The sequence below is a fragment of the Tepidiphilus margaritifer DSM 15129 genome (assembly GCF_000425565.1).
In the GTDB taxonomy this organism is placed as follows: domain Bacteria; phylum Pseudomonadota; class Gammaproteobacteria; order Burkholderiales; family Rhodocyclaceae; genus Tepidiphilus; species Tepidiphilus margaritifer.
In genome coordinates this window covers 87,672-108,401 of the sequence record NZ_AUDR01000018.1, presented here as the reverse complement: position 1 = coordinate 108,401, position 20,730 = coordinate 87,672, and the positions used below count along the sequence as shown (strand labels likewise).

Below are 20,730 nucleotides of genomic sequence, written 5' to 3'. Positions count from 1 at the left end.
GCATTCGATCATGAACAAGAAACTTGCACGTCTGCGTCGCGCCCGCAAAACCCGGGCGAAGATCGCGCAGCTGAAAGTGCCGAGCCTGACGGTCTACCGTTCGAACTCGCACATCTACGCGCAGATCATTTCCCCTTGCCGTTCCCGCGTGCTCGCTGCGGCGTCTACGCTGGACAAAGAGCTGCGCGACAAAGTGAGCAATGGCGGCAACAAAGCCGCTGCGGCGCTCGTTGGCCGTGCCATTGCCGAGAAGGCCAAGGCGATCGGCATCGAGACGGTCGCGTTCGATCGCTCGGGATATCTCTATCATGGTCGCGTGCAAGCCTTGGCTGAGGCCGCGCGCGAAGCCGGGCTCAAATTCTGATACGGGAAAAGCGATGGCCAGGAATCAGCAAGACAAGCGGCGGCCTGCAGAGGAGCGGCAGGACGAGCTCAACGAGAAGATGGTGTCGATCAACCGCGTCAGCAAGACCGTCAAGGGCGGCCGCATTTTGAGTTTTGCGGCGCTGACGGTCGTCGGTGACGGCGATGGTGGCATCGGCATGGGCAAAGGCAAGGCGCGCGAGGTGCCGGTGGCGGTGCAAAAGGCAATGCAGTCAGCCCGGCGCGGCATGGTCAAGGTGCCCTTGAAGAATGGCACCATCCAGCACACCGTGATCGCCAAGCATGGTGCCTCCACAGTGATGATGAAATCCGCCCCTCCGGGGACCGGCATCATCGCCGGCGGCGCGATGCGCGCGGTGTTCGAGGTGATGGGAGTAAAGGACGTCATCTGCAAGATCATCGGCTCGCCCAATCCGTACAACGTGGTGCGTGCCACGATCAAGGGGTTGATGGCCACTCGCCGTCCTTCCGAGCTTGCCGCCAAGCGCGGAAAGTCCATCGAAGAGATCACGGAGTGAGTCATGGCGAACGACAAAGTCAAAGTGACGCTGGTCAGATCCCTGATCGGCACGCGTAAGGATCATCGCGCTACCGTGCGTGGGCTCGGCCTGCGTCGGCTCAACCATACGGTCGAGCTTACTGACACGCCCCAAGTGCGCGGAATGATCGCCAAGGTCTCTTATCTCCTGAAGGTCGAGGGCTGACATATGCAACTCAACACCATCCAACCGGCCGAGGGGGCCAAGAAGGCGAAGAAACGCGTCGGACGAGGCATTGGCTCTGGACTCGGCAAAACCTGTGGCCGCGGTCATAAAGGGCAGAAATCGCGCTCGGGGGGTTTTCACAAGGTCGGCTTCGAAGGCGGCCAGATGCCGCTGCAGCGCCGCCTGCCCAAGCGCGGTTTCGTCTCGCTCACGGCGGGGGACGTCGCCGAAGTCCGCCTCTCCGACCTCGAACACATCCCGGTCGACGACATCGACCTGCTCGTGCTCAAGCAGGCGGGCGTGGTGCCTCGCAGTGCCAAAGCGGCCAAGGTGATCCTGTCCGGAACGATCACGCGTAAACTCACGCTGCGCGGTATCGCCGCCACCAAGGGTGCAAGAAACGCGATCGAGGCGGCCGGCGGCACCCTCGTCGAAGCCTGAAAGCGGGTAGGCCGTCGTGACCAAAACGACCCAACACGCCACGGTCGGAAAATTCGCCGATCTGAAACGTCGCCTCTGGTTTCTCTTGGGGGCGATCGTGGTCTATCGGATCGGCGCACACATTCCCGTGCCGGGTATCGATCCTGCCAAGCTCGCCCAACTCTTCCAGACTCAGGGCGGAGGCATTCTCGGCGTCTTCAACCTCTTCTCGGGTGGGGCGCTGTCGCGCTTCACGATTTTCGCGCTCGGGATCATGCCCTATATCTCGGCCTCGATCATCGTGCAGCTCATGTCCTATGCCTTTCCGGCGCTCGAGGCCCTGAAGAAAGAAGGTGAGGCAGGGCGACGCAAGATCACCCAATATACCCGCTACGGCACGGTGGTGCTGGCGCTGATGCAGGGCTTGGGGATCGCTGTTGCGCTCGAATCCCAGCCGGGGCTGGTGCTCGAACCGGGTCTGATGTTCCGCTTCGTCACGGTGGTGACGCTGGTCACGGGGACCATGTTCCTTATGTGGCTGGGCGAGCAGATCACCGAGCGTGGCATCGGCAACGGTATCTCGCTCATCATCTTCGCTGGGATCGCCGCCGGTCTGCCGCGGGCGTTGGGCGGACTCTTCGAGCTCGTGGCCAGCGGCGCGATGCACCCGCTCTCGGCGCTCTTCGTCTGTGCCTTGGTGGTGCTGGTGACGGCTTTCGTCGTCTTCGTCGAAAGAGGACAGCGGAAAATCTTGGTCAATTATGCGAAGCGGCAGGTGGGTAACAAGATCTATGGCGGTCAGAGTTCACATCTGCCCCTGAAGCTCAACATGGCCGGGGTCATTCCGCCGATCTTCGCCTCGTCGATCATTCTCTTCCCGGCCACGCTCGCACAGTGGTTCGGGGCGGGCGATCGCTTCGTTTGGCTCAAGGATCTCGCGGCGGCGCTCTCACCGGGGCAGCCGGTCTATATCCTGCTTTACGCTTTGGCCATCGTCTTTTTCTGTTTCTTCTACACCGCCCTCGTCTTCAATGCCAAAGAGACGGCGGAGAACCTGAAGAAGAGCGGCGCGTTCGTGCCGGGTATCCGGCCGGGTGAGCAGACGGCGAAGTACCTCGATCGCGTGTTGATGCGACTCACGCTCGCGGGGGCGATCTACATCACCCTCGTGTGCCTGATCCCCGAATTCCTCATCCTCAAATGGAACGTTCCGTTCTATTTCGGGGGGACGTCGCTTCTCATCATCGTGGTCGTGACGATGGATTTCATGACGCAAGTGCAGTCGTACGTGATGTCGCACCAGTATGAAGGTTTGCTCAAAAAGGCGAACTTCAAGACCGGCGCGCTGCGGAGGAAGTGAGAGATGGCCAAGGAAGACGTCATCGAAATGCAGGGTGAAGTGATCGAGACGTTGCCGAACGCCACGTTCCGCGTGCGTCTGGAGAATGGTCACGTGATCCTCGGCTATATTTCGGGCAAGATGCGCATGCACTATATCCGCATCCTCCCCGGAGACAAGGTCACGGTGCAACTCACGCCGTACGACCTCACGCGCGGTCGCATCGTATTCCGTTCCAAGTGAAGAATCCAAGGAGAACTCCATGAAAGTCCAAGCCTCCGTGAAGCGGATCTGCCGCAACTGCCGCATCGTTCGGCGTAAGGGCGTGGTGCGGGTCATTTGCAAGGAAGCACGCCACAAGCAACGTCAAGGTTGAAGCCGGGGCGCGAATCTTTTATACTTGAGAATTTCGTTTTTGGGGTGATTGCAGATGGCCCGTATCGCTGGGGTGAATATCCCGAATCACAAGCACACCGAGATCGCCCTCACGGCGATCTACGGTATCGGTCGTTCCCGTGCCCGCAAGATTTGCGAGGCGGCGAACGTACAGCCGACGGCCAAGGTCAAGGATTTGACCGAAGCCGAGCTCGAGCGCTTGCGCGAAGAAGTTGCGAAGTACAAGGTCGAGGGTGACCTGCGCCGTGAGATCACGATGAACATCAAGCGGCTGATGGATCTCGGCTGCTATCGCGGCATGCGCCATCGTCGCGGTCTGCCCGTGCGCGGGCAGCGTACCCGCACCAACGCGCGTACCCGCAAGGGGCCGCGCAAGACCATCGCTGGCAAGAAGAAATGATGAGGTCGTTCCATGGCTAAGACTACGACGAAGGTGCGCCGCAAGGTCAAAAAGAATGTCGCGGAAGGTATCGCCCATATTCACGCGAGCTTCAACAATACGATCATCACGATCACCGATCGCCAAGGGAATGCGCTGTCCTGGGCATCGTCCGGTTCGGCGGGTTTCAAAGGTTCGCGCAAGAGCACGCCGTTTGCTGCCCAGGTGGCGGCCGACGCCGCCGGCAAGGCAGCCCAGGAGTGCGGCATCAAGAGCCTGGAAGTGCGCGTGCAGGGGCCCGGTCCGGGGCGCGAATCGTCGGTGCGGGCGCTTGCCGCGCTCGGGATCCGTATCGCCAGCATCCAGGATGTGACGCCGATCCCGCACAACGGCTGCCGCCCGCCCAAGAAACGTCGGATCTAACAGGAGTCGAACGTGGCACGTAATCTCGATCCCAAGTGCCGGCAGTGCCGGCGGGAAGGCGAAAAGCTCTTCCTCAAAGGGGAAAAATGCTTCACGGACAAGTGCGCGATCGAGCGTCGCAGCTATGCCCCCGGTCAGCACGGTCAAACCTCTGGGCAGCGCCTGTCCGAATACGGTCAGCAGCTCCGTGAGAAACAAAAGATCCGCCGTCTCTATGGCGTGCTGGAAACCCAATTCCGTCGCGTCTATGCCGAGGCGGCCCGCCGCCGTGGCCAGACCGGTGAGAACCTGCTGCAGCTGCTCGAAGGACGGCTCGACAACGTGGCCTACCGTATGGGCTTCGGGGCTTCGCGCGCCGAGGCGCGCCAAGTCGTGCGCCACAATGGCGTGATGGTCAACGGTCGCCGGGTGAACATTCCCTCCTACCTGGTGCGTCCGGGCGACGTGGTCGAACTCACCGAGAAGGCTCGTGCTCAGCTCCGCGTCAAGGCGGCGCTGGAGGCGGCCGCGCAGCGGGGTTTCCCCGAGTGGCTCGAAGTCGACGTGCAGGCGGGCAAAGGGGTGTTCAAGGCCTATCCGCAGCGCGCCGAGCTCTCGCCCACGCTCAACGAAAACCTCGTGGTCGAACTCTACTCGCGATAAGCTCCCCTCGCAGGGCGAGAAACTGAGGATACGCATCGATGTCTTTGGATAGCCTGCTGAAACCGCGCAGCATCGACGTGGAAAATCTGTCGCCGGTGTTGGCGCGCGTCACGATGGAACCGTTCGAGCGCGGGTTCGGCCATACGCTGGGCAACGCGCTGCGGCGCGTGCTGCTGGCGGCCCTTCCGGGGTGCGCGCCCACCGAGGTGCGCATCACCGGCCTGCTGCACGAGTATTCGACGATCGAAGGAGTGCGGGAAGACGCCGTCGATCTGCTGCTCAATCTCAAAGGCGTCGTGTTCCGCTTGCATGAGCGCGACGACGCGACCGTTCGTCTCGAGGCCGTGGGCCCCAAGGTGGTTCGCGCCGCTGACATCCAACTCGGCCATGGGGTCGAGGTGATCAATGGAGACCACGTGATCGCCCACGTCGAAGAGGGCGGTCGCCTGGAGATGGAGATCCGTGTCCAGCGCGGCCGGGGTTATGTCCCGGCCTCCGCACGCAAGACGGAGGGCGATCGTGCCATCGGTCACATCCTGATGGATGCCTCCTTCAGCCCGGTGCGCCGCGTCGCCTATACCGTCGAGAGTGCCCGGGTCGAGCAGCGTACCGACCTCGACCGTCTGGTGCTCGAGCTGGAAACGAATGGCTCGATCGATCCGGAAGAGGCGATCCGCTATGCCGCACGGGTGTTAGTCGATCAGCTCTCCGTGTTTGCCGATCTCGAAGGGCGTCAGCCCGTTGCCCGTACCGAAAGCGGTGCGGCGATCGATCCGCTGTTGCTGCGCCCGGTCGACGATCTCGAGCTCACGGTGCGCTCGGCCAATTGCCTCAAGGCCGAGAACATCTACTACATCGGTGACCTGATCCAGCGCACCGAACAGGAACTCCTGAAAACCCCCAATCTCGGTCGCAAGTCGCTCAACGAGATCAAGGAAGTGCTCGCGGCGCATGGCCTGACGCTGGGGATGAAATTGGAAAACTGGCCTCCGCCCGGTTTGGAAAAACTCGGCTGACGGACAACGCACGAGGAAAGAAAAATGCGTCACGGAAACGGATATCGCAAACTCAACCGCACGACGAGCCACCGCCAGGCGTTGATGCGCAATCTCGCCAACGCCCTGCTGCGCGAGGAAGTCATCAAGACCACTCTGCCCAAAGCCAAGGAGCTGCGCCGCTTCGTCGAGCCGCTCATCACGCTGGCGAAGAAACCGACGCTCGCCAACCATCGCTTGGCCTTTGCCCGCCTGCGCGATCGGGAAATCGTGCTCAAGCTCTTCAACGAGATCGGCCCGCGCGTGCAGAATCGCCCCGGCGGGTATACCCGCGTGCTGAAATTCGGCTACCGCGACGGTGACAACGCCCCGATGGCGATCATCGAACTGGTCGACCGGGCGCCTGCCGAAACGCCAGCCGCCGCCCAAAGCGCGAGCTGATCGCCCTTCCCTGGCGGGGAGGAATGCCGGGCGCCGCATCCTTTCGAGGGTGCGGCGTTCGTTTTTCTACGCTGAACCGATCCGCCGCTCGGCGAGGTAGCGTCCGGTCACGGAGTCGGGATGCCGGGCGATCGCCTCGGGCGTGCCGCAGGCAACGATCCGGCCGCCTTCTTCCCCCGCTCCGGGGCCCAGATCGATCACCCAATCCGCATGGGCGATCACGTCGAGCTGATGTTCGATCACCACCACGGTGTTACCCCGATCGCGCAGGGCGAAGAGGGCGGTGAGGAGTTTCTCGACATCGACCCAGTGTAGCCCGGTGGTCGGCTCGTCGAGCACATACAGGGTGTGCCCCGTGTCGCGACGCATCAGCTCCGCGGCGAGTTTCAGCCGTTGGGCTTCGCCGCCGGAAAGGGTCGTGGCCGATTGGTCGAGCGGCAGATAGCCCAGTCCCAGTGCGTGCAGGGTCTCCAGTTTGCGCCGTAGCGCCGGGTGCGAGCCGAAGGGATGCAGAGCCTCTTCCACCGTGAGCGAAAGCGCCTCGGCAATGTTCAGTCCCCGATAACGGATCTCCAGCGTTTCGCGGTTGTAGCGTTTTCCACCGCAGGATTCGCAGGGCAGATAGACGTCGGGGAGGAACTGCAAGTCGACGCGCCGATAGCCTTCACCTTCGCACACTTCGCAGCGTCCCCCTTTGAGGTTGAAGGAAAAGCGGGCAGCCCGGTAGCCGCGGGCGCGCGCTTCGGGCGTGGCGGCGAAAAGCTCGCGCATCCCGTCCATGATGCCCGTGTAGGTGGCGGGATTCGAGCGCGGCGTGCGTCCGATGGGCGTCTGGTCGACCAGGACGAGCTTGTCGATCGTCTCCAACCCCGCAGCGCTGCGGCAAGGAGCGCGGCTGGGGCGTCCCGCGAGGTGATCGTGCACGACGGGGACCAGCGTTTCTTCGACGAGGGAGGACTTCCCCGAACCGGAGACCCCAGTGACGACGACGAGGCGCCCAAGAGGGATCTCGACGTCGATCCCCTGCAGATTATGGGCGTGGCAGCCTTCCAGCCGCAGCGCCGGCCCGTCTTCGCTGGGAGGCCGAGGCCGATGCGGCACGTGCAAGGGCCGCTGCAGATAAGGCGCGGTTCGGGAACGCGGAGAGGCGAGTAGCGCCGACAACGGCCCCGAGACGAGGATCTCACCCCCCTCGCGTCCGGCGCCCGGGCCGACTTCCACCACGTGGTCGGCGCGGCGAATCGTCGCTTCGTCGTGTTCGACCACGACCACGGTGTTACCCAGATCGCGCAATTCCTCCAGGGTGCGCAGCAAGTCGTCCTGATTGCGCGGATGCAGTCCGATGGAAGGTTCATCGAGCACGTAGAGTACCCCTGTGAGTCCCGAGCCCACCTGGCTGGCGAGCCGGATGCGCTGCGCTTCCCCGCCGGAGAGCGTGTGCGAGGCGCGATCGAGCGTCAGGTAGGAGAGCCCGACGTGCAGGAGGAAGCGCAGGCGTGACCGGATCGCCTCCAGCGTCAGCTCGGCCACCGGATGCGCCCCGCAGGTGGAGGCGATGCTTTCGATCGCGACCGAGCAGGCCGACAAGGGCAGCGCCGTGAGCTGCGGCAGGCTCATGCCCGCCACGCGCACCGCACGGGCAAAAGGCTGCAAACGGCTGCCGCCGCAGGCGGGGCAGGGTAGTTCCTGCCACGGCAACTCCGGTCCTTTCCCTTTGCGACCCCCTTCCTCGTCGGGGCGATGGTGCCGTTCCAGATACGAAATCCATCCTTCGAAAGGGTGGGACTGCAAAACCGTCCGTCCCCGATCGAGGGGATAGCGGAAAGGGATCGCTTCGCCATTCGAACCGTACAGCAGGAACCGACGGACCTCTTCCGGTAGCTCTTCCCAAGGCGTATCCAGGGAAAAACCACGATGCGCCGCCAGATCCTCCAAGAGCCGCGCCGCGAAAGGGTTGGCGGGGTCGAGGCCAGGCAGAGCCCCCTCGCGCAAGCTGCGCCTGCCGGATGCCAGGCGCTCGGCGTCCAGCGTCCATTGCCGTCCTGTCCCTTCGCACACCGGACAGGCGCCGGCCGGATGATTGAAGGAGAAGAGCTGGGGTTCGAGCGCAGGGGCGGTGAAACCGCAGCGAGGGCAGGAAGGCGTGGCGCTGAAGACTGTCTCTTCGTCCGCGTCGAGGTCGCGCACGAGGCAGCGCCCGTGCCCCATCTTGAGCGCCAGTTCGAGCGAATCGGCCAGCCGGGCTCTTGCCTCGTCGCGCACGCGCAGCCGATCGATGACCAGTCGCACCGGCTCGGCAGGGAGTTCCTTCAGGCCATCGAGTTCGACGAATTCGCCCTCGACTTCGAGCCGCGTGAACCCCTGCGCCCGCAATGCGGCGAGCGCGGCGGCGGCTTCTCCCTCTATCGCGAGCGGCGAGAGTAGGGCGATACGCCGCTGCGGCAAGGTACGCAGCAATGCTTCGGCGAAATCGCTCACCGAGCGGTGCGTCAGCGCCACCTCGGGATGTTCCGGGCAGTGGGGAGTACCCAGGCGAGCAAAGAGCAGCCGCAGGTAATCGTGGATTTCGGTGAGCGTTCCCACCGTCGAGCGGGGGCTGGGCGTGAGCGTCTTCTGCTCGATGGCGATCGCGGGCGAGAGCCCTTCGATCGCATCGACGTCGGGCCGTGGCAACTGGTCGAGGAACTTGCGCGCCTGGGTGGAGAGCGATTCGACGTAGCGTCGCTGTCCCTCGGCATAGAGCGTGTCGAAAGCAAGCGAAGATTTTCCGGAGCCCGACACACCCGTGATGACGATCAGCCGATGTTTGGGAAGATCGAGATCGACGTTCTTGAGATTGTGGGTGCGCGCGCCGCGAATACGGATGAAAGCCATGGAGAGGCGGCTAGGCGATGCGAATGCATCGGGAAATTCGTGCGCTGGAGATGGGTCGTGCAGGATTCGAACCTGCGACCAACGGATTAAAAGTCCGCTGCTCTACCGGCTGAGCTAACGACCCGTCGAAGAAGGCGAAATTATAGGTAATCCCGCGGAGAACTGTCAAGCAGTTTTTACGTCTCGTCGTTTTGAGTGAGGAATCAAGGAGATGAGCCATCGCTTTTCTTTGGCGCCTCATTATGGAACAATAGCAGCAACGAAGAATCGAGGAAACGACCATGCTCGACCGGGAAGGATACCGCCCGAATGTCGGCATCGTGCTCGTCAACGCGCGCAACGAGGTGTTCTGGGGCAAACGCATACGCGAACATTCCTGGCAGTTTCCGCAAGGAGGCATCAAGAAAGGGGAAACGCCGGAAGAGGCGATGTACCGCGAGCTGCATGAGGAGGTCGGTCTGCTGCCGCAGCACGTCCGCATCCTCGGGCGCACGCGCGATTGGCTGCGCTATGATGTGCCGCGGCGCTGGGTGAAGCGCCAGTGGCGTAACGTCTATCGCGGGCAGAAGCAGATCTGGTTCCTTCTGCGCCTCGTGGGGCGGGACTCCGACGTCTGTCTGCGTGCGACGTCACATCCCGAGTTCGATGCCTGGCGTTGGGCGCACTACTGGGTGCCGCTCGATGCGGTGATCGCCTTCAAGCGCCGCGTCTACCAGCTTGCTCTCATCGAACTTTCGCGCTATCTCGACGTGCCGCCGCCGCACACCCAGCCGCAGTATCGTGAACTGATCGAAGAGATCCCCCCCGATTTTCCCGTGGTTTCGGCACTGGAGGAACGACATGGACGCTGAGCGACTCGATGCGCTCGACCGGGCGATCGTCGAATTCGATCGCGCCCTGCGCACGGTTTTTGCCCCAGCAAGAGGCGCCCGGCCGATGCCCGGTGCCGATTTGCCTGGCGGTCCACTCGACGAGGCGCAGCGTCGGCACGTGGAAGGGCTGTTGCGGGTGGATCACACCGGCGAGATCTGTGCCCAGGCACTCTACCAGGGGCAGGCGCTCACCAGTCGCGACCCCTCGATTCGCGAGGCGCTGCGCCGCGCTTCCGGCGAGGAGGTCGACCACCTTGCCTGGACCGAGGCGCGTCTGCGCGAGCTCGGCGGACGGACCAGCCTGCTCGATCCCTTTTGGTATCTGGGTTCTCTGGCGATCGGTGTGGCGGCAGGGGCGGCGGGGGACGATTGGAATCTCGGTTTTCTCGCCGAGACCGAGCGCCAGGTCGAACGCCATCTCGAAGGGCATCTGCAGGCGCTGCCGACAGAGGATCGGCGCAGCCGCGCCATTCTCGAACAGATGAAGGAGGATGAGGCGGGGCATGCCCAACTCGCCGAGTCGCTCGGTGCACGTCCACTGCCGGCGCCGATCCGCGGTGCCATGCGCTTGGCCTCCAGGGTGATGACGATGCTCGCCTACCGCATTTGAATCGCCGCCTGCGGCGGGGTCACTCTTCCTCGACGATTTCCCAGGTGTGCTCGAGTTCGGCGGTCTTGCCGAGCATGATCGAGGCCGAGCAGTATTTTTCCGCCGAGAGCTTCACCGCCCGCTCGACGCGGTTCGCATCCAGTCCTCGGCCGCGCACGACGTAATGGAAACGGATGCGGGTGAATACCTTGGGGTCGCTCGGGGCGCGTTCGGCTTCGAGCCGTACTTCACAGCCTTTCACGACCTGACGCCCTTTTTCCAGGATCATCACGATGTCGAAGGCGGTACAACCGCCGGCGCCGGCGAGCAGCAGCTCCATGGGGCGTGGCGCGAGATTGCGGCCGCCTGCCTCCGGGGCTCCATCCATCGCCACCAAATGTCCCGACCCTGTTTCTGCCAGAAAAGTGCGGCCCTCGATCCAGCGAACCGTGCATTCCATGTCGATCTTCCCTCGTGGTTTGCGCAATGCAGAATTGTAGGGGATTTGCGGATAAGCTGGGTTGATTTTGTGATCGAAAAGTTTATTGTGCAGTGCGCCATTTTTTTCTTGCTTTTTTCGTCGGAGGTCACTAGTATACGCACCAACGGATCACGACTTGTGTGGTTCGACCGGTGTCTCCTCCACCCTCCTCCTTTGGTGTGGATTGAACGCCGCCTCCATGAGGCGGCGTTTTTTTTTGCTTGCTGCTCGCTTGCAATTGACAAGGACGCCGTCCTTGCGCTAACATCACCTGCTTTCCAGAAGGGCCAGACTCAGGCCTGAGATGATCGAGGATACGCATGAAAACGTTTTCCGCCAAGCCGCACGAAGTCAAGCGTGACTGGTTCGTCGTCGATGCGTCGGGCAAGGTGCTGGGTCGGCTCGCGGCCGAGATCGCCCGCCGCCTGCGTGGCAAGCACAAGGCGATCTATACCCCCCACGTCGATACCGGCGATTACATCGTCGTCGTCAACGTCGACAAGATCCGTGTCACGGGCAACAAGGCTACCGACAAAAAATATTACCGCCACTCCGGTTATCCCGGCGGTATCTATGAGACGACGTTCGAGAAGTTGCTGCAGCGTCATCCCGAGCGCGTGCTCGAGAAGGCGGTCAAGGGCATGCTGCCCAAGGGGCCGCTTGGCTATGCGATGCTGAAAAAGCTCAAGTGCTACGCCGGCGCCGAGCATCCGCACGCCGCGCAGCAGCCCAAAGTGCTGGAAATCTGAGGAGTCAGCGATGGCGGTTTCGTACAATTACGGCACGGGGCGGCGCAAGGAAGCCGTCGCTCGCGTGTTCATCAAGCCGGGTTCGGGCAACATCGTCGTGAATGGCAAGCCGCTCGACGAGTTCTTCTCGCGCGAGACGGGGCGCATGATCGTGCGTCAGCCGCTGAGCCTGCTCGAAGTCGAAAATCGGTTCGACATCATGGTCAACGTCGATGGCGGCGGTGAATCCGGTCAGGCCGGCGCGGTGCGCCACGGCATCACCCGGGCGCTCATCGACTACAACCCCGAGTGGAAGGCGCAGCTGCGGGCGGCCGGCTTCGTGACCCGCGACGCGCGCGAAGTGGAGCGTAAGAAAGTCGGTCTGCACAAGGCTCGTCGCGCCAAGCAGTTCTCCAAGCGCTGATCTTCGCCGTTGCGGCAACATCCAGAAAGCCACCTTTGCGGTGGCTTTCGTCGTTTTCAGGCCAGGCTCTCGATTTTTGACCGTACCCGGGCGATAATCGTGCCTTGGGATCTTTGGAGGTCGAACGATGATCAAGGTGGGAGTCGTTGGCGGCACGGGCTATACGGGCGTGGAATTGCTGCGTCTGCTCAGCCGCCATCCCGAGGTGTCGCTCGAGGCGATCACTTCGCGTACCGAGGCCGGCATGCCAGTGGCCGAGATGTTTCCCAGCCTGCGGGGGTATGTGAACTTGCGTTTCTCGACTCCGGACGAGGCAAGACTCGATCGTTGCGACCTCGTCTTCTTTGCCACCCCGAATGGCGTGGCCATGAAAGAGGCGCGGCGGCTGCTGGACGCAGGGGTGCGCCTCATCGACCTCTCGGCCGATTTTCGCCTGACTGACGTCGACCAATGGGAGCGCTGGTATGGCATGGCGCATGCCGCGCCTGAGCTCCTCGAAGAAGCCGTCTACGGTTTGCCGGAAGTCGAGCGCGAGGCCATCGCCCGGGCGCGTCTGGTGGCCAACCCCGGTTGTTATCCCACGGCGGTGCAACTCGGCTTTCTGCCGCTGCTCGAGGCGAATGCCGTGGCACGTGACTGGCTGGTGGCCGATTGCAAGTCCGGCGTCTCCGGCGCCGGGCGCAAGGCCGAAGTCCATACGCTCTTTGCCGAAGCGGCGGACAACTTCAAGGCCTATGGGGTGGCCGGGCATCGCCATCTGCCCGAGATCCGCCAGGGGCTGCAGCGCATCGCCCGCGGCCTGCCGGTGGAATTGACCTTCGTGCCGCACCTCACGCCCATGATCCGCGGCATCCATGCCACTCTCTATGCGCGGCTCACGGACCCGTCACTCGACCTGCAGTCGCTTTTCGCCGAGCGTTATGCCGGAGAGCCCTTCGTGGACGTGCTGCCGACCGGTTCGCATCCGGAGACGCGGTCGGTGCGCGCGAGCAACGTGTGCCGCATCGCCGTCCATCGGCCGCAAGGAGGCGAGATCGTCGTCGTCCTTTCCGTGATCGACAACCTCGTGAAAGGCGCGGCGGGGCAGGCGGTGCAGAACATGAACCTGATGTTCGGTTTCCCGGAGACGGTGGGACTGGACCTCGTGCCGGTAAGCCCTTGAACTCACGGGAACGGCAAGCGCCGTTTCCGGTCCATAATCGCGTCGCCTCTGCGACGATCCTGACGAGGAGCCCATATCATGACGACCGAAACCCAGACCGACGACGTGCTCATCTTTACCGACAGCGCCGCCGCCAAAGTGCGTGAGCTGATCGAAGAAGAAGGTAATCCGGAACTCAAACTGCGCGTGTTCGTGACCGGCGGTGGCTGCTCCGGTTTTCAGTACGGTTTCACTTTCGACGAGGAAGTGGCCGAAGACGATGCCGTGATCGAGAAGGGCGGGGTGACGCTGCTCATCGACCCCATGAGTTACCAATATCTCGTCGGCGCCGAGATCGACTACGTGGAAGGGATCGAAGGAGCACAATTCGTGATCCGCAATCCCAATGCGACCACGACCTGCGGCTGCGGGCAGTCTTTCTCCGTGTGATGCGAGCGACCGAAATCGACGAACGATAAAAAGGAGGGAACGATGCAGATCGAAGGAGGAGTGTTTCTCATCACCGGCGGCGCCTCCGGGCTGGGGGCAGCTACGGCTCGCATGGTCGTGGCTGGTGGTGGTAGGGCCGTGCTTGCAGATCAAGACGAGGCGAAGGGTACGGCGCTGGCTGCCGAGTTGGGCAGCAACGCGCATTTCGTGCGCACCGACGTCACCGACGAAGCGAGCGCCAAGGCGGCCGTCGCGGCGGCAGATGAGCGCTTCGGCCGGCTCGACGTGCTGGTCAATTGCGCCGGCGTCGCTCCGGCCGAGAAGATCGTCGGCAAGGAGGGGCCTCATCGGCTGGAATCCTTCGCCCGAACGATCCAGATCAACCTCATCGGCACCTTCAACCTGATGCGCTTGGCCGCTGCCCGCATGAGTGCCAACGAACCCAACGCCGAGGGCGAGCGCGGTGTCATCGTCAATACGGCCTCCGTGGCCGCTTTCGACGGTCAGATCGGCCAGGCGGCCTATGCCGCTTCCAAGGGGGGAGTGGTGTCGCTCACCTTGCCTGCGGCACGTGAACTGGCCCGGTGGGGGATCAGAGTAATGACCATCGCTCCAGGGATCATGGAAACGCCCATGCTGTTGGGGATGCCGGCCGACGTGCAGGCGTCCCTGGGCAAGATGGTACCCTTTCCGCCGCGCATGGGACGTCCGGCCGAATATGCCGCTTTGGTGCGGCACATCGTCGAGAACGTCTATCTCAACGGTGAGGTGATCCGACTCGACGGTGCCATTCGCATGGGGGCAAAGTGAGTCGCGACGGTAGGGGTGCCCGACATGTACGAAGGCTGTAATGAACGAGACCCTTCTCGAGCGGGCGGAGATCGCCGCGGACGCTGATCCAAACTGTTACCACTGCGGTCTGCCGATTCCGCCGCAGACGCATTTTTCCGTGGTGATCGACGGGCGGGCGCGGCGCATGTGCTGCGCCGGCTGCGCTGCCGTGGCCCAGGCCATCGTCGACAATGGCCTGGGCGATTACTATCGCCACCGCGATGCCCTGCCCGAACCCGTGCGCGAGGCTCTGCCCGATGTGGTGCGTGAGCTTGAATCCTTCGATCTGCCCGAGCTCACCGAACAAGTCTCGCGGGCGGTGGGCGAGCACGAACGCGAGGTGACGCTCATCCTCGAAGGCATCACTTGTGCCGCCTGTGTCTGGCTCAATGAGCAGCATCTGCGCCGTCAGCCCGGCGTCACCCACGTCGAGATCAACTACGCCACCCGCCGCGCGCTGGTGCGCTGGGATTCCGGGCGCACCAGCCTGTCGCGTATCCTCAAGGCGATCGCCGAAATCGGTTACCGCGCTTATCCCTTCGACCCGAAGACGGCCGAGGAAGTCGCTCAGCGCGAGCGGCGATCCATGCTGTGGCGTGTGTTCGTGGCCGGCTTTGCCTCGATGCAGGTGATGATGTATGCCATCCCCACGTACCTGGCGGGGGATGGGGACATGCCGGCGGACATCGAGCGTTTGCTGCATTGGGCGAGCCTCGTGCTGACGCTGCCGGCGGTGTTCTATTCCTGCGGACCGTTCTTCGCCAACGCCTGGCGCGATGTGAAAGTGGGACGCATCGGCATGGACGTGCCGGTGGCCTTGGGCATCGGCGTGGCCTTCCTCGCCAGCCTTTGGGCCACCCTCCGCGGGCGGGGCGAGGTCTATTTCGATTCGGTGTCGATGTTCGCCTTCTTCCTGCTGGGGGGGCGTTTCCTCGAGATGCTTGCGCGTCAGCGGGCCGTGCGCGGTCTGGAAGAGGTTGCCCGGGTCATTCCCGCCGTGGCCGAACGCCTGGAGGAGAGTGGCTGGGAACGGGTGCCGGTGGCGCGGCTCGCACCGGGCGACCGGATCCGGGTGCGTCCCGGACAGACCATCCCGGTCGATGGGCGCGTGTGTTTGGGACACAGCGAGGTGAGCGAGGCCATTCTCACTGGGGAGAGCCGTCCCATTCCCAAGAGCGAAGGAGATCGGGTGCTCGGCGGCAGTCTCAATGGGGGTGGGGTGCTGGAGATCACCGTGGAGCGCGTCGGCGAGGAGACGCGGCTCGCCACCATCCGCCGGGCGATGGAGCGGGCCCAGAGCGAAAAACCGGCGCTTGCCTCGCTTGCCGATCGCTATGCCAGCCGTTTCATCATCGCGGTGTTGGGCTTGGCCGTCCTCACCATCGGGTTGTGGGCAGCGATCGACCCGTCGCGCATCGTTCCCATCGTCGTCTCGGTGCTCGTCGTCGCCTGTCCTTGTGCGCTGTCGCTGGCCACTCCCGTGGCCTTGACGGCGGCCACCGACGCCTTGATGCGTTCGGGGGTGCTGGTGACGCGTACCCACGCGCTCGAGACGCTGGCACGGCTCACCGATATCGCTTTCGACAAAACCGGCACGTTGACTCAGGGGCGACTCGCGGTGGTGACGGTTCTGCCGGCTTCCGGCCATGAGAAACAGGAAGCGTTGGCGCTGGCGGCGGCGCTGGAATCCGCGAGCGAACATCCCATCGCGCGCGCCTTCGCCGGGACGACGCCGGCGGATGTGCCATTGGCAGGGTTCGAGGCTGTGACCGGCCAGGGTTTGAGTGCCCGGCTCGCCGGCAAGCGGACCTGCATCGGCCGTTCCGAATGGGTGGCGTCAACGCTGGGGCTTTCCCTCGAGGCGCTGCCACGCGTGCCGGACGATCGCGCCCTCACGCGCGTGGCGCTAGGGGACGAAAGCGGCTGGATCGCCGTCTTTGGCCTGTCCGATGTCCTGCGCGAGGAAGCCCCGGCGCTGTTGCGTGAGCTCCACGGACTCGGTCTGCGCACCCATCTCCTCTCGGGCGATGCGCCGGAGATCGCGGAAGCAGTGGCACGCACGCTCGCCATCGACGAGGTCCGGGCCGGCCTCACGCCCGAGGGCAAGATCGAGGCTCTGCGTGAGGTGATGGCGCGGCCGGGGCGGGTGGTCGCCATGGTCGGCGACGGCGTCAATGATGCCCCCGTGCTCGCCGGGGCGCATGTCTCATTGGCCATGGGCGGAGGGGCGGATCTTGCCCGGCTCAATGCCGATGTCGTGCTACTTGGGGACGATCTCACCGGGATTGCCCGGGCGTTGCGCCATGCTCGGCGCACGCTCACCGTCGTGGCGCAGAACCACCGCTGGGCTTTTGCCTACAACCTGTTCGCCATCCCTTTTGCCATGGCCGGTTGGGTGACACCGTGGATGGCGGGGCTCGGCATGGCGGCCAGTTCCCTGGGTGTGGTACTCAATGCGCTGCGCCTGCAGCGCGTGAGGTGAAGCGATGGAAAGCCTCTACATCCTTATCCCCTTGTCCGTGGTGCTGGTGTTCGTCATCGGGCTCGTCTTCTGGTGGTCGGTCAAGAGCGGTCAGTTCGACGATCTGCAGGGGCCGGCTTACCGTATCCTCTTCGACGATCGCGACGAAGCGGCCACTGACGATACGCCACCTTCGACGGGCAAACCGTCGGGCAAAGAAAAAAGTGATGTTGTTTGACTTGTGTCAAAAACCTCTATGAAGACAAGGAATAGAATCTTCCTCGGTTTGGGTGCGATACCAAGCCGTTTTGGGTTCCTTGTCTCTCTGTTGGGGTTGGGGCACGCTGGGGCGTGCCCTTTTTTTTGCTCCCTCCTCAAGCCTTTCTCTGCCTTCCCTCGAGCGATCGACTAAAATGTTGACTGAAGTCAACACGACTTTACACATGCGGCGTATCCTACCGCCTGTCGCAGTCGGCGGACGCGCCGGGGTGATTTCGGTAAGTTCTCATTGGAGAGGTGACCATGCAAACGGAAACGACTTATAACTACAAGGTCGTACGCCAGTTCGCCATCATGGCGGTGGTGTGGGGCATCGTAGGCATGCTGGTCGGGGTCTTGATCGCCGCCCAGCTGGTCTGGCCGCAGCTGAATTTTCCCCAGCTCGGCGAGTGGTTCCACTTCGGGCGGCTGCGTCCGCTGCACACGAACGCGGTGATCTTCGCCTTCGGTGGTTCGGCGTTGTTTGCCACGTCTTACTACGTGGTACAACGTACCTGTCACACGCGGCTCTTCGCGCCGGGGCTGGCAGCCTTCACTTTCTGGGGCTGGCAGCTCGTGATCGTGCTCGCTGCCTTGTCGTTGCCGTTGGGCTTTACGACGGCCAAGGAATATGCCGAACTCGAATGGCCGATCGACATCCTCATTACCTTGGTGTGGGTGTCGTACGCCGTGGTGTTCTTCGGCACCATCGCCAAGCGCCAGGTGAGCCACATCTACGTCGCCAACTGGTTCTACGGCGCCTTCATCATCGCCGTGGCGCTGCTGCATGTGGTCAATAGCGCCGAAGTTCCCGTGCTCGCCGCCGGCATCCTCACGCCGAAGTCCTACTCGGCCTATGCCGGAGCACAGGATGCCATGGTGCAGTGGTGGTATGGCCACAACGCGGTGGGATTCTTCCTTACCGCCGGGTTCCTGGGGATGATGTACTACTTCGTTCCCAAGCAAGCCGGTCGGCCGGTGTATTCCTATCGGCTCTCCGTGGTGCACTTCTGGGCCCTCATCTTTACCTACATGTGGGCCGGCCCGCACCATCTGCACTACACGGCGCTGCCCGACTGGACCCAATCGCTCGGCATGATCTTCTCGCTGATCCTGCTCGCGCCGTCCTGGGGGGGAATGATCAACGGCATCATGACGCTCTCCGGTGCCTGGCACAAACTGCGTGACGACCCGATCCTGAAATTCCTCATCGTGTCGCTCTCCTTCTACGGCATGTCGACCTTCGAAGGGCCGATGATGTCGGTGAAGACGGTCAATGCCCTGTCGCACTACACCGACTGGACGGTGGGGCACGTGCATTCCGGGGCACTCGGCTGGGTGGCCATGGTGACGATCGGCTCGCTCTACTACCTGATCCCGCGGCTCTACGGCAAGACCGAGATGTATTCGCGTGATCTGGTCACGGCGCACTTCTGGATCGCGACCATCGGTATCGTGCTCTACATCGCTTCCATGTGGATCTCGGGCGTGATGCAAGGTCTGATGTGGCGTGCCACCAACCCCGATGGTACGCTCACCTATGCCTTCGTCGAGGCGGTGAAAGCTTCCTATCCGTTCTGGACGATCCGGGTGCTCGGCGGGCTGCTCTTCCTGACCGGCATGCTGGTGATGGCCTACAACGTGTTCAAGACCGTCGCGGGTTCCAAGCCCGTCGATGCGCCGGTGCTGGCTCCGGCCCATGCGTGAGGGAGAATGAGTCATGGCGAATTCCAAACACGAAATCATCGAGCGTAGCGTCACTTTGCTCATCATCGCCACCCTGATCACGGTCAGTATCGGTGGTCTGGTCGAGATCGTGCCACTGTTCTTCCAGAACTCGACGACGAAACCGATCGACCGTCAGGGTAACCCGCTCGACGTCAAACCCTACGACGCCCTGCGCCTCACGGGCCGTGACATCTACATCCGCGAGGGGTGCTACAACTGCCATTCGCAGATGGTCCGTCCCTTCCGGGCCGAAACGGAGCGCTATGGTCACTACTCGGTAGCCGGCGAGTACATCTACGACCGTCCCTTCCAGTGGGGCTCCAAGCGCACGGGTCCCGACCTGCACCGTGTCGGGGGGCGTTATTCGGACAACTGGCACTTCGCGCATCTGCGCAATCCGCGCGACGTGGTGCCGGAGTCCAACATGCCGGCTTTTCCGTGGTTGGATCGGCCCATCAGCCAGCGCGACATCAACTCCATCCAGGACAAGATGAAAGTGCTGCGCACGCTGGGGCATCCCTATACCGATGAAGAGATCGCGCAGGCGCCGTCGATGCTGCAAGGCAAGACGGAGATGGAGGCCTTGGTGGCCTACCTGCAAGGCCTCGGTCGCGCCTTGTCGAACTTCCAGTAAGCGAAAGGAGGGCGTGATGGACATCGTGGACCAAGTGCGCATTGCGGTGACCGTGGCCGGATTCCTCTGTTTCATCGGAATCTGCGCCTGGGCCTATAGCCGCTCCGCCAAGCCAGGGTTCGAAGAGGCCTCGCGCCTGCCGTTCCTCGAGGACGACGACCCGGTGCTCGCCAACGATCACAAGGAAGGGAACTAAAATGGCAGACTTCGTCAATGGGTTCTGGAACGCGTACGTGATGGTGCTCGTGGCGCTGAGTATCGCGTTCTGCGTCTTCATCATCGCCTTCAACATGCGGGCGAGCGGCAAGGTCGGAGAGCTGCAGCCGCACAAGTGGGACGAGACACTGCAGGAATGGAACAACCCCTTGCCGCGCTGGTGGATGTACCTCTACTGGCTGACGATTTTCTTCGGCATCGCTTATCTCATCATCTACCCCGGTTTCGGGTCGTTCCCCGGTATCGCCCACTGGACTTCGGTGGGGCAGTGGGAACAGGAGATGAAAAAGGCCGATGAGCAGTATGGTCCGAAGTTCGCCAAGTATCGCAACATGGACGTCAAGGCGGTGGCAGCCGATCCCGAGGCGATGGCCATGGGCAAACGACTCTTTCAGACCTACTGCATGCAATGTCACGGGGCGGATGCGCGCGGTGCGAAGGGCTTCCCCAACCTCACCGACAATGACTGGCTCGGCGGGGATGGTTCGCCCGAATACATCAAGGCGACCATCACCAATGGCCGGATGGGCGTGATGACTCCGTTCAAGGACGTGCTCAATCCGGAGCAGATCAAGGACGTGGCCAACTATGTGCGCTCGCTCTCGGGTCTGTCGCACGACGCCCAGCGTGCCGAGCGTGGCGCACAGGTCTTTGCCGAGAACTGCGCGGTTTGCCACGGACCAGATGCCAAGGGTAACCCCCTCATCGGGGCGCCCAACCTCACCGACGACATCTGGCTGTGGGGTTCGTCCGAGGCCCAGATCATCTCCAACGTGACCAACGGTATCCAGAACCGCATGCCAGCGTTCGGCGAATTTCTGGGCGAGGACAAGGTCCATATCCTGACCGCCTACGTGTGGGGACTGAGCCACAAGCAGTAAAGTTTGCAGTCAGTACGACGGGCGGCGAGGCGTAGCTGC

At 63.0% G+C, this 20,730-nt stretch carries 27 protein-coding genes and 1 tRNA gene; 25 read left to right on the top strand and 3 right to left on the bottom strand.

What is annotated here, in order from left to right:
- The first annotated feature begins 10 nt into the window (after window positions 1–10).
- From rplR to rplQ, 12 genes are read left to right on the top strand one after another with little or no spacing between them, the layout of a single operon-like run.
- Window positions 11–364, top strand: coding sequence for a 50S ribosomal protein L18 (rplR, locus tag H607_RS0107825; protein WP_028874982.1), 354 nt, complete (start codon window positions 11–13; stop codon window positions 362–364).
- A 13-nt stretch (window positions 365–377) separates the two neighbouring features.
- Window positions 378–902: a 30S ribosomal protein S5 gene (rpsE, locus tag H607_RS0107820; protein ID WP_028874981.1), complete on the top strand. Its 525-nt coding sequence runs from the start codon at window positions 378–380 to the stop codon at window positions 900–902.
- Between the two features lie 3 nt (window positions 903–905).
- Window positions 906–1,088 (top strand): 50S ribosomal protein L30, encoded by a 183-nt coding sequence (rpmD, locus tag H607_RS0107815; RefSeq protein ID WP_028874980.1) that lies wholly within the window; start codon window positions 906–908, stop codon window positions 1,086–1,088.
- Between the two features lie 3 nt (window positions 1,089–1,091).
- Entirely contained in the window at window positions 1,092–1,529 is a 438-nt protein-coding gene (rplO, locus tag H607_RS0107810; RefSeq protein ID WP_028874979.1) for a 50S ribosomal protein L15, read from the top strand.
- A gap of 16 nt (window positions 1,530–1,545) precedes the next feature.
- A complete protein-coding gene (gene secY, locus H607_RS0107805; RefSeq protein ID WP_028874978.1) occupies window positions 1,546–2,868 on the top strand; it encodes a preprotein translocase subunit SecY in 1,323 nt (440 codons plus the stop codon).
- Window positions 2,869–2,871: 3 nt separating this feature from the next.
- Window positions 2,872–3,090 (top strand): translation initiation factor IF-1, encoded by a 219-nt coding sequence (infA, locus tag H607_RS0107800; RefSeq protein WP_028874977.1) that lies wholly within the window; start codon window positions 2,872–2,874, stop codon window positions 3,088–3,090.
- A 19-nt stretch (window positions 3,091–3,109) separates the two neighbouring features.
- Entirely contained in the window at window positions 3,110–3,223 is a 114-nt protein-coding gene (gene rpmJ, locus H607_RS0107795) for a 50S ribosomal protein L36 (RefSeq protein ID WP_028874976.1), read from the top strand.
- Window positions 3,224–3,277: 54 nt separating this feature from the next.
- Window positions 3,278–3,643, top strand: coding sequence for a 30S ribosomal protein S13 (gene rpsM, locus H607_RS0107790; RefSeq protein ID WP_028874975.1), 366 nt, complete (start codon window positions 3,278–3,280; stop codon window positions 3,641–3,643).
- A 12-nt stretch (window positions 3,644–3,655) separates the two neighbouring features.
- On the top strand, window positions 3,656–4,045 hold the full coding sequence (rpsK, locus tag H607_RS0107785; protein WP_028874974.1) for a 30S ribosomal protein S11: 390 nt from the start codon (window positions 3,656–3,658) through the stop codon (window positions 4,043–4,045).
- A 12-nt stretch (window positions 4,046–4,057) separates the two neighbouring features.
- Entirely contained in the window at window positions 4,058–4,687 is a 630-nt protein-coding gene (rpsD, locus tag H607_RS0107780; protein WP_028874973.1) for a 30S ribosomal protein S4, read from the top strand.
- Window positions 4,688–4,725: 38 nt separating this feature from the next.
- A complete protein-coding gene (locus H607_RS0107775; protein ID WP_028874972.1) occupies window positions 4,726–5,703 on the top strand; it encodes a DNA-directed RNA polymerase subunit alpha in 978 nt (325 codons plus the stop codon).
- A gap of 24 nt (window positions 5,704–5,727) precedes the next feature.
- On the top strand, window positions 5,728–6,123 hold the full coding sequence (gene rplQ, locus H607_RS0107770; protein ID WP_028874971.1) for a 50S ribosomal protein L17: 396 nt from the start codon (window positions 5,728–5,730) through the stop codon (window positions 6,121–6,123).
- A 66-nt stretch (window positions 6,124–6,189) separates the two neighbouring features.
- Here rplQ and uvrA read toward each other — a convergent pair whose 3' ends face one another.
- Entirely contained in the window at window positions 6,190–8,997 is a 2,808-nt protein-coding gene (uvrA, locus tag H607_RS0107765) for an excinuclease ABC subunit UvrA (protein ID WP_028874970.1), read from the bottom strand.
- 51 nt (window positions 8,998–9,048) lie between these two features.
- A tRNA-Lys gene (locus tag H607_RS0107760) sits at window positions 9,049–9,121 on the bottom strand.
- A gap of 157 nt (window positions 9,122–9,278) precedes the next feature.
- Here H607_RS0107760 and H607_RS12205 point away from each other — a divergent pair.
- Together H607_RS12205 and coq7 are read left to right on the top strand one after the other, a co-directional pair.
- On the top strand, window positions 9,279–9,848 hold the full coding sequence (locus H607_RS12205; RefSeq protein ID WP_051240759.1) for an RNA pyrophosphohydrolase: 570 nt from the start codon (window positions 9,279–9,281) through the stop codon (window positions 9,846–9,848).
- Window positions 9,838–10,479, top strand: a complete 642-nt coding sequence (coq7, locus tag H607_RS0107750; protein WP_028874969.1) for a 2-polyprenyl-3-methyl-6-methoxy-1,4-benzoquinone monooxygenase — start codon at window positions 9,838–9,840, stop codon at window positions 10,477–10,479. The genes H607_RS12205 and coq7 overlap by 11 nt, the downstream gene beginning before the upstream one ends.
- Before the next feature lie 19 nt (window positions 10,480–10,498).
- On the opposite strand, the gene H607_RS0107745 is transcribed toward coq7, so the two are convergent.
- The gene (locus H607_RS0107745) at window positions 10,499–10,918 is read right to left on the bottom strand and encodes an OsmC family protein (RefSeq protein WP_028874968.1); all 420 of its coding nucleotides are present in this window, start codon (window positions 10,916–10,918) and stop codon (window positions 10,499–10,501) included.
- A 341-nt stretch (window positions 10,919–11,259) separates the two neighbouring features.
- Here H607_RS0107745 and rplM point away from each other — a divergent pair, with 341 nt between their 5' ends.
- The 11 genes from rplM (at window position 11,260) to ccoP (ending at window position 20,691) form a co-directional block, all read left to right on the top strand.
- Window positions 11,260–11,688 carry a 50S ribosomal protein L13 gene (rplM, locus tag H607_RS0107740; protein WP_028874967.1) on the top strand — a complete coding sequence of 143 codons (429 nt, stop codon included), beginning with the start codon at window positions 11,260–11,262 and terminating at the stop codon, window positions 11,686–11,688.
- A 10-nt stretch (window positions 11,689–11,698) separates the two neighbouring features.
- Window positions 11,699–12,091, top strand: a complete 393-nt coding sequence (rpsI, locus tag H607_RS0107735) for a 30S ribosomal protein S9 (protein ID WP_028874966.1) — start codon at window positions 11,699–11,701, stop codon at window positions 12,089–12,091.
- Between the two features lie 127 nt (window positions 12,092–12,218).
- Window positions 12,219–13,253, top strand: a complete 1,035-nt coding sequence (gene argC / locus H607_RS0107730; protein ID WP_028874965.1) for an N-acetyl-gamma-glutamyl-phosphate reductase — start codon at window positions 12,219–12,221, stop codon at window positions 13,251–13,253.
- A 78-nt stretch (window positions 13,254–13,331) separates the two neighbouring features.
- Window positions 13,332–13,682 carry an iron-sulfur cluster insertion protein ErpA gene (gene erpA, locus H607_RS0107725; RefSeq protein WP_028874964.1) on the top strand — a complete coding sequence of 117 codons (351 nt, stop codon included), beginning with the start codon at window positions 13,332–13,334 and terminating at the stop codon, window positions 13,680–13,682.
- A 42-nt stretch (window positions 13,683–13,724) separates the two neighbouring features.
- The gene (locus H607_RS0107720) at window positions 13,725–14,492 is read left to right on the top strand and encodes a 3-hydroxyacyl-CoA dehydrogenase (RefSeq protein WP_028874963.1); all 768 of its coding nucleotides are present in this window, start codon (window positions 13,725–13,727) and stop codon (window positions 14,490–14,492) included.
- A gap of 40 nt (window positions 14,493–14,532) precedes the next feature.
- Window positions 14,533–16,995 carry a heavy metal translocating P-type ATPase gene (locus H607_RS0107715; protein WP_028874962.1) on the top strand — a complete coding sequence of 821 codons (2,463 nt, stop codon included), beginning with the start codon at window positions 14,533–14,535 and terminating at the stop codon, window positions 16,993–16,995.
- A gap of 4 nt (window positions 16,996–16,999) precedes the next feature.
- Entirely contained in the window at window positions 17,000–17,212 is a 213-nt protein-coding gene (ccoS, locus tag H607_RS0107710; protein ID WP_028874961.1) for a cbb3-type cytochrome oxidase assembly protein CcoS, read from the top strand.
- Between the two features lie 284 nt (window positions 17,213–17,496).
- Window positions 17,497–18,939, top strand: a complete 1,443-nt coding sequence (gene ccoN, locus H607_RS0107705) for a cytochrome-c oxidase, cbb3-type subunit I (protein WP_028874960.1) — start codon at window positions 17,497–17,499, stop codon at window positions 18,937–18,939.
- A 13-nt stretch (window positions 18,940–18,952) separates the two neighbouring features.
- Complete coding sequence (gene ccoO, locus H607_RS0107700; RefSeq protein ID WP_028874959.1) at window positions 18,953–19,594, top strand: cytochrome-c oxidase, cbb3-type subunit II; 642 nt, start codon at window positions 18,953–18,955, stop codon at window positions 19,592–19,594.
- Between the two features lie 16 nt (window positions 19,595–19,610).
- Window positions 19,611–19,790 (top strand): CcoQ/FixQ family Cbb3-type cytochrome c oxidase assembly chaperone, encoded by a 180-nt coding sequence (locus H607_RS0107695; RefSeq protein ID WP_028874958.1) that lies wholly within the window; start codon window positions 19,611–19,613, stop codon window positions 19,788–19,790.
- Window position 19,791: 1 nt separating this feature from the next.
- Window positions 19,792–20,691, top strand: a complete 900-nt coding sequence (gene ccoP / locus H607_RS0107690) for a cytochrome-c oxidase, cbb3-type subunit III (RefSeq protein WP_028874957.1) — start codon at window positions 19,792–19,794, stop codon at window positions 20,689–20,691.
- The last annotated feature ends 39 nt before the right edge of the window (window positions 20,692–20,730 follow it).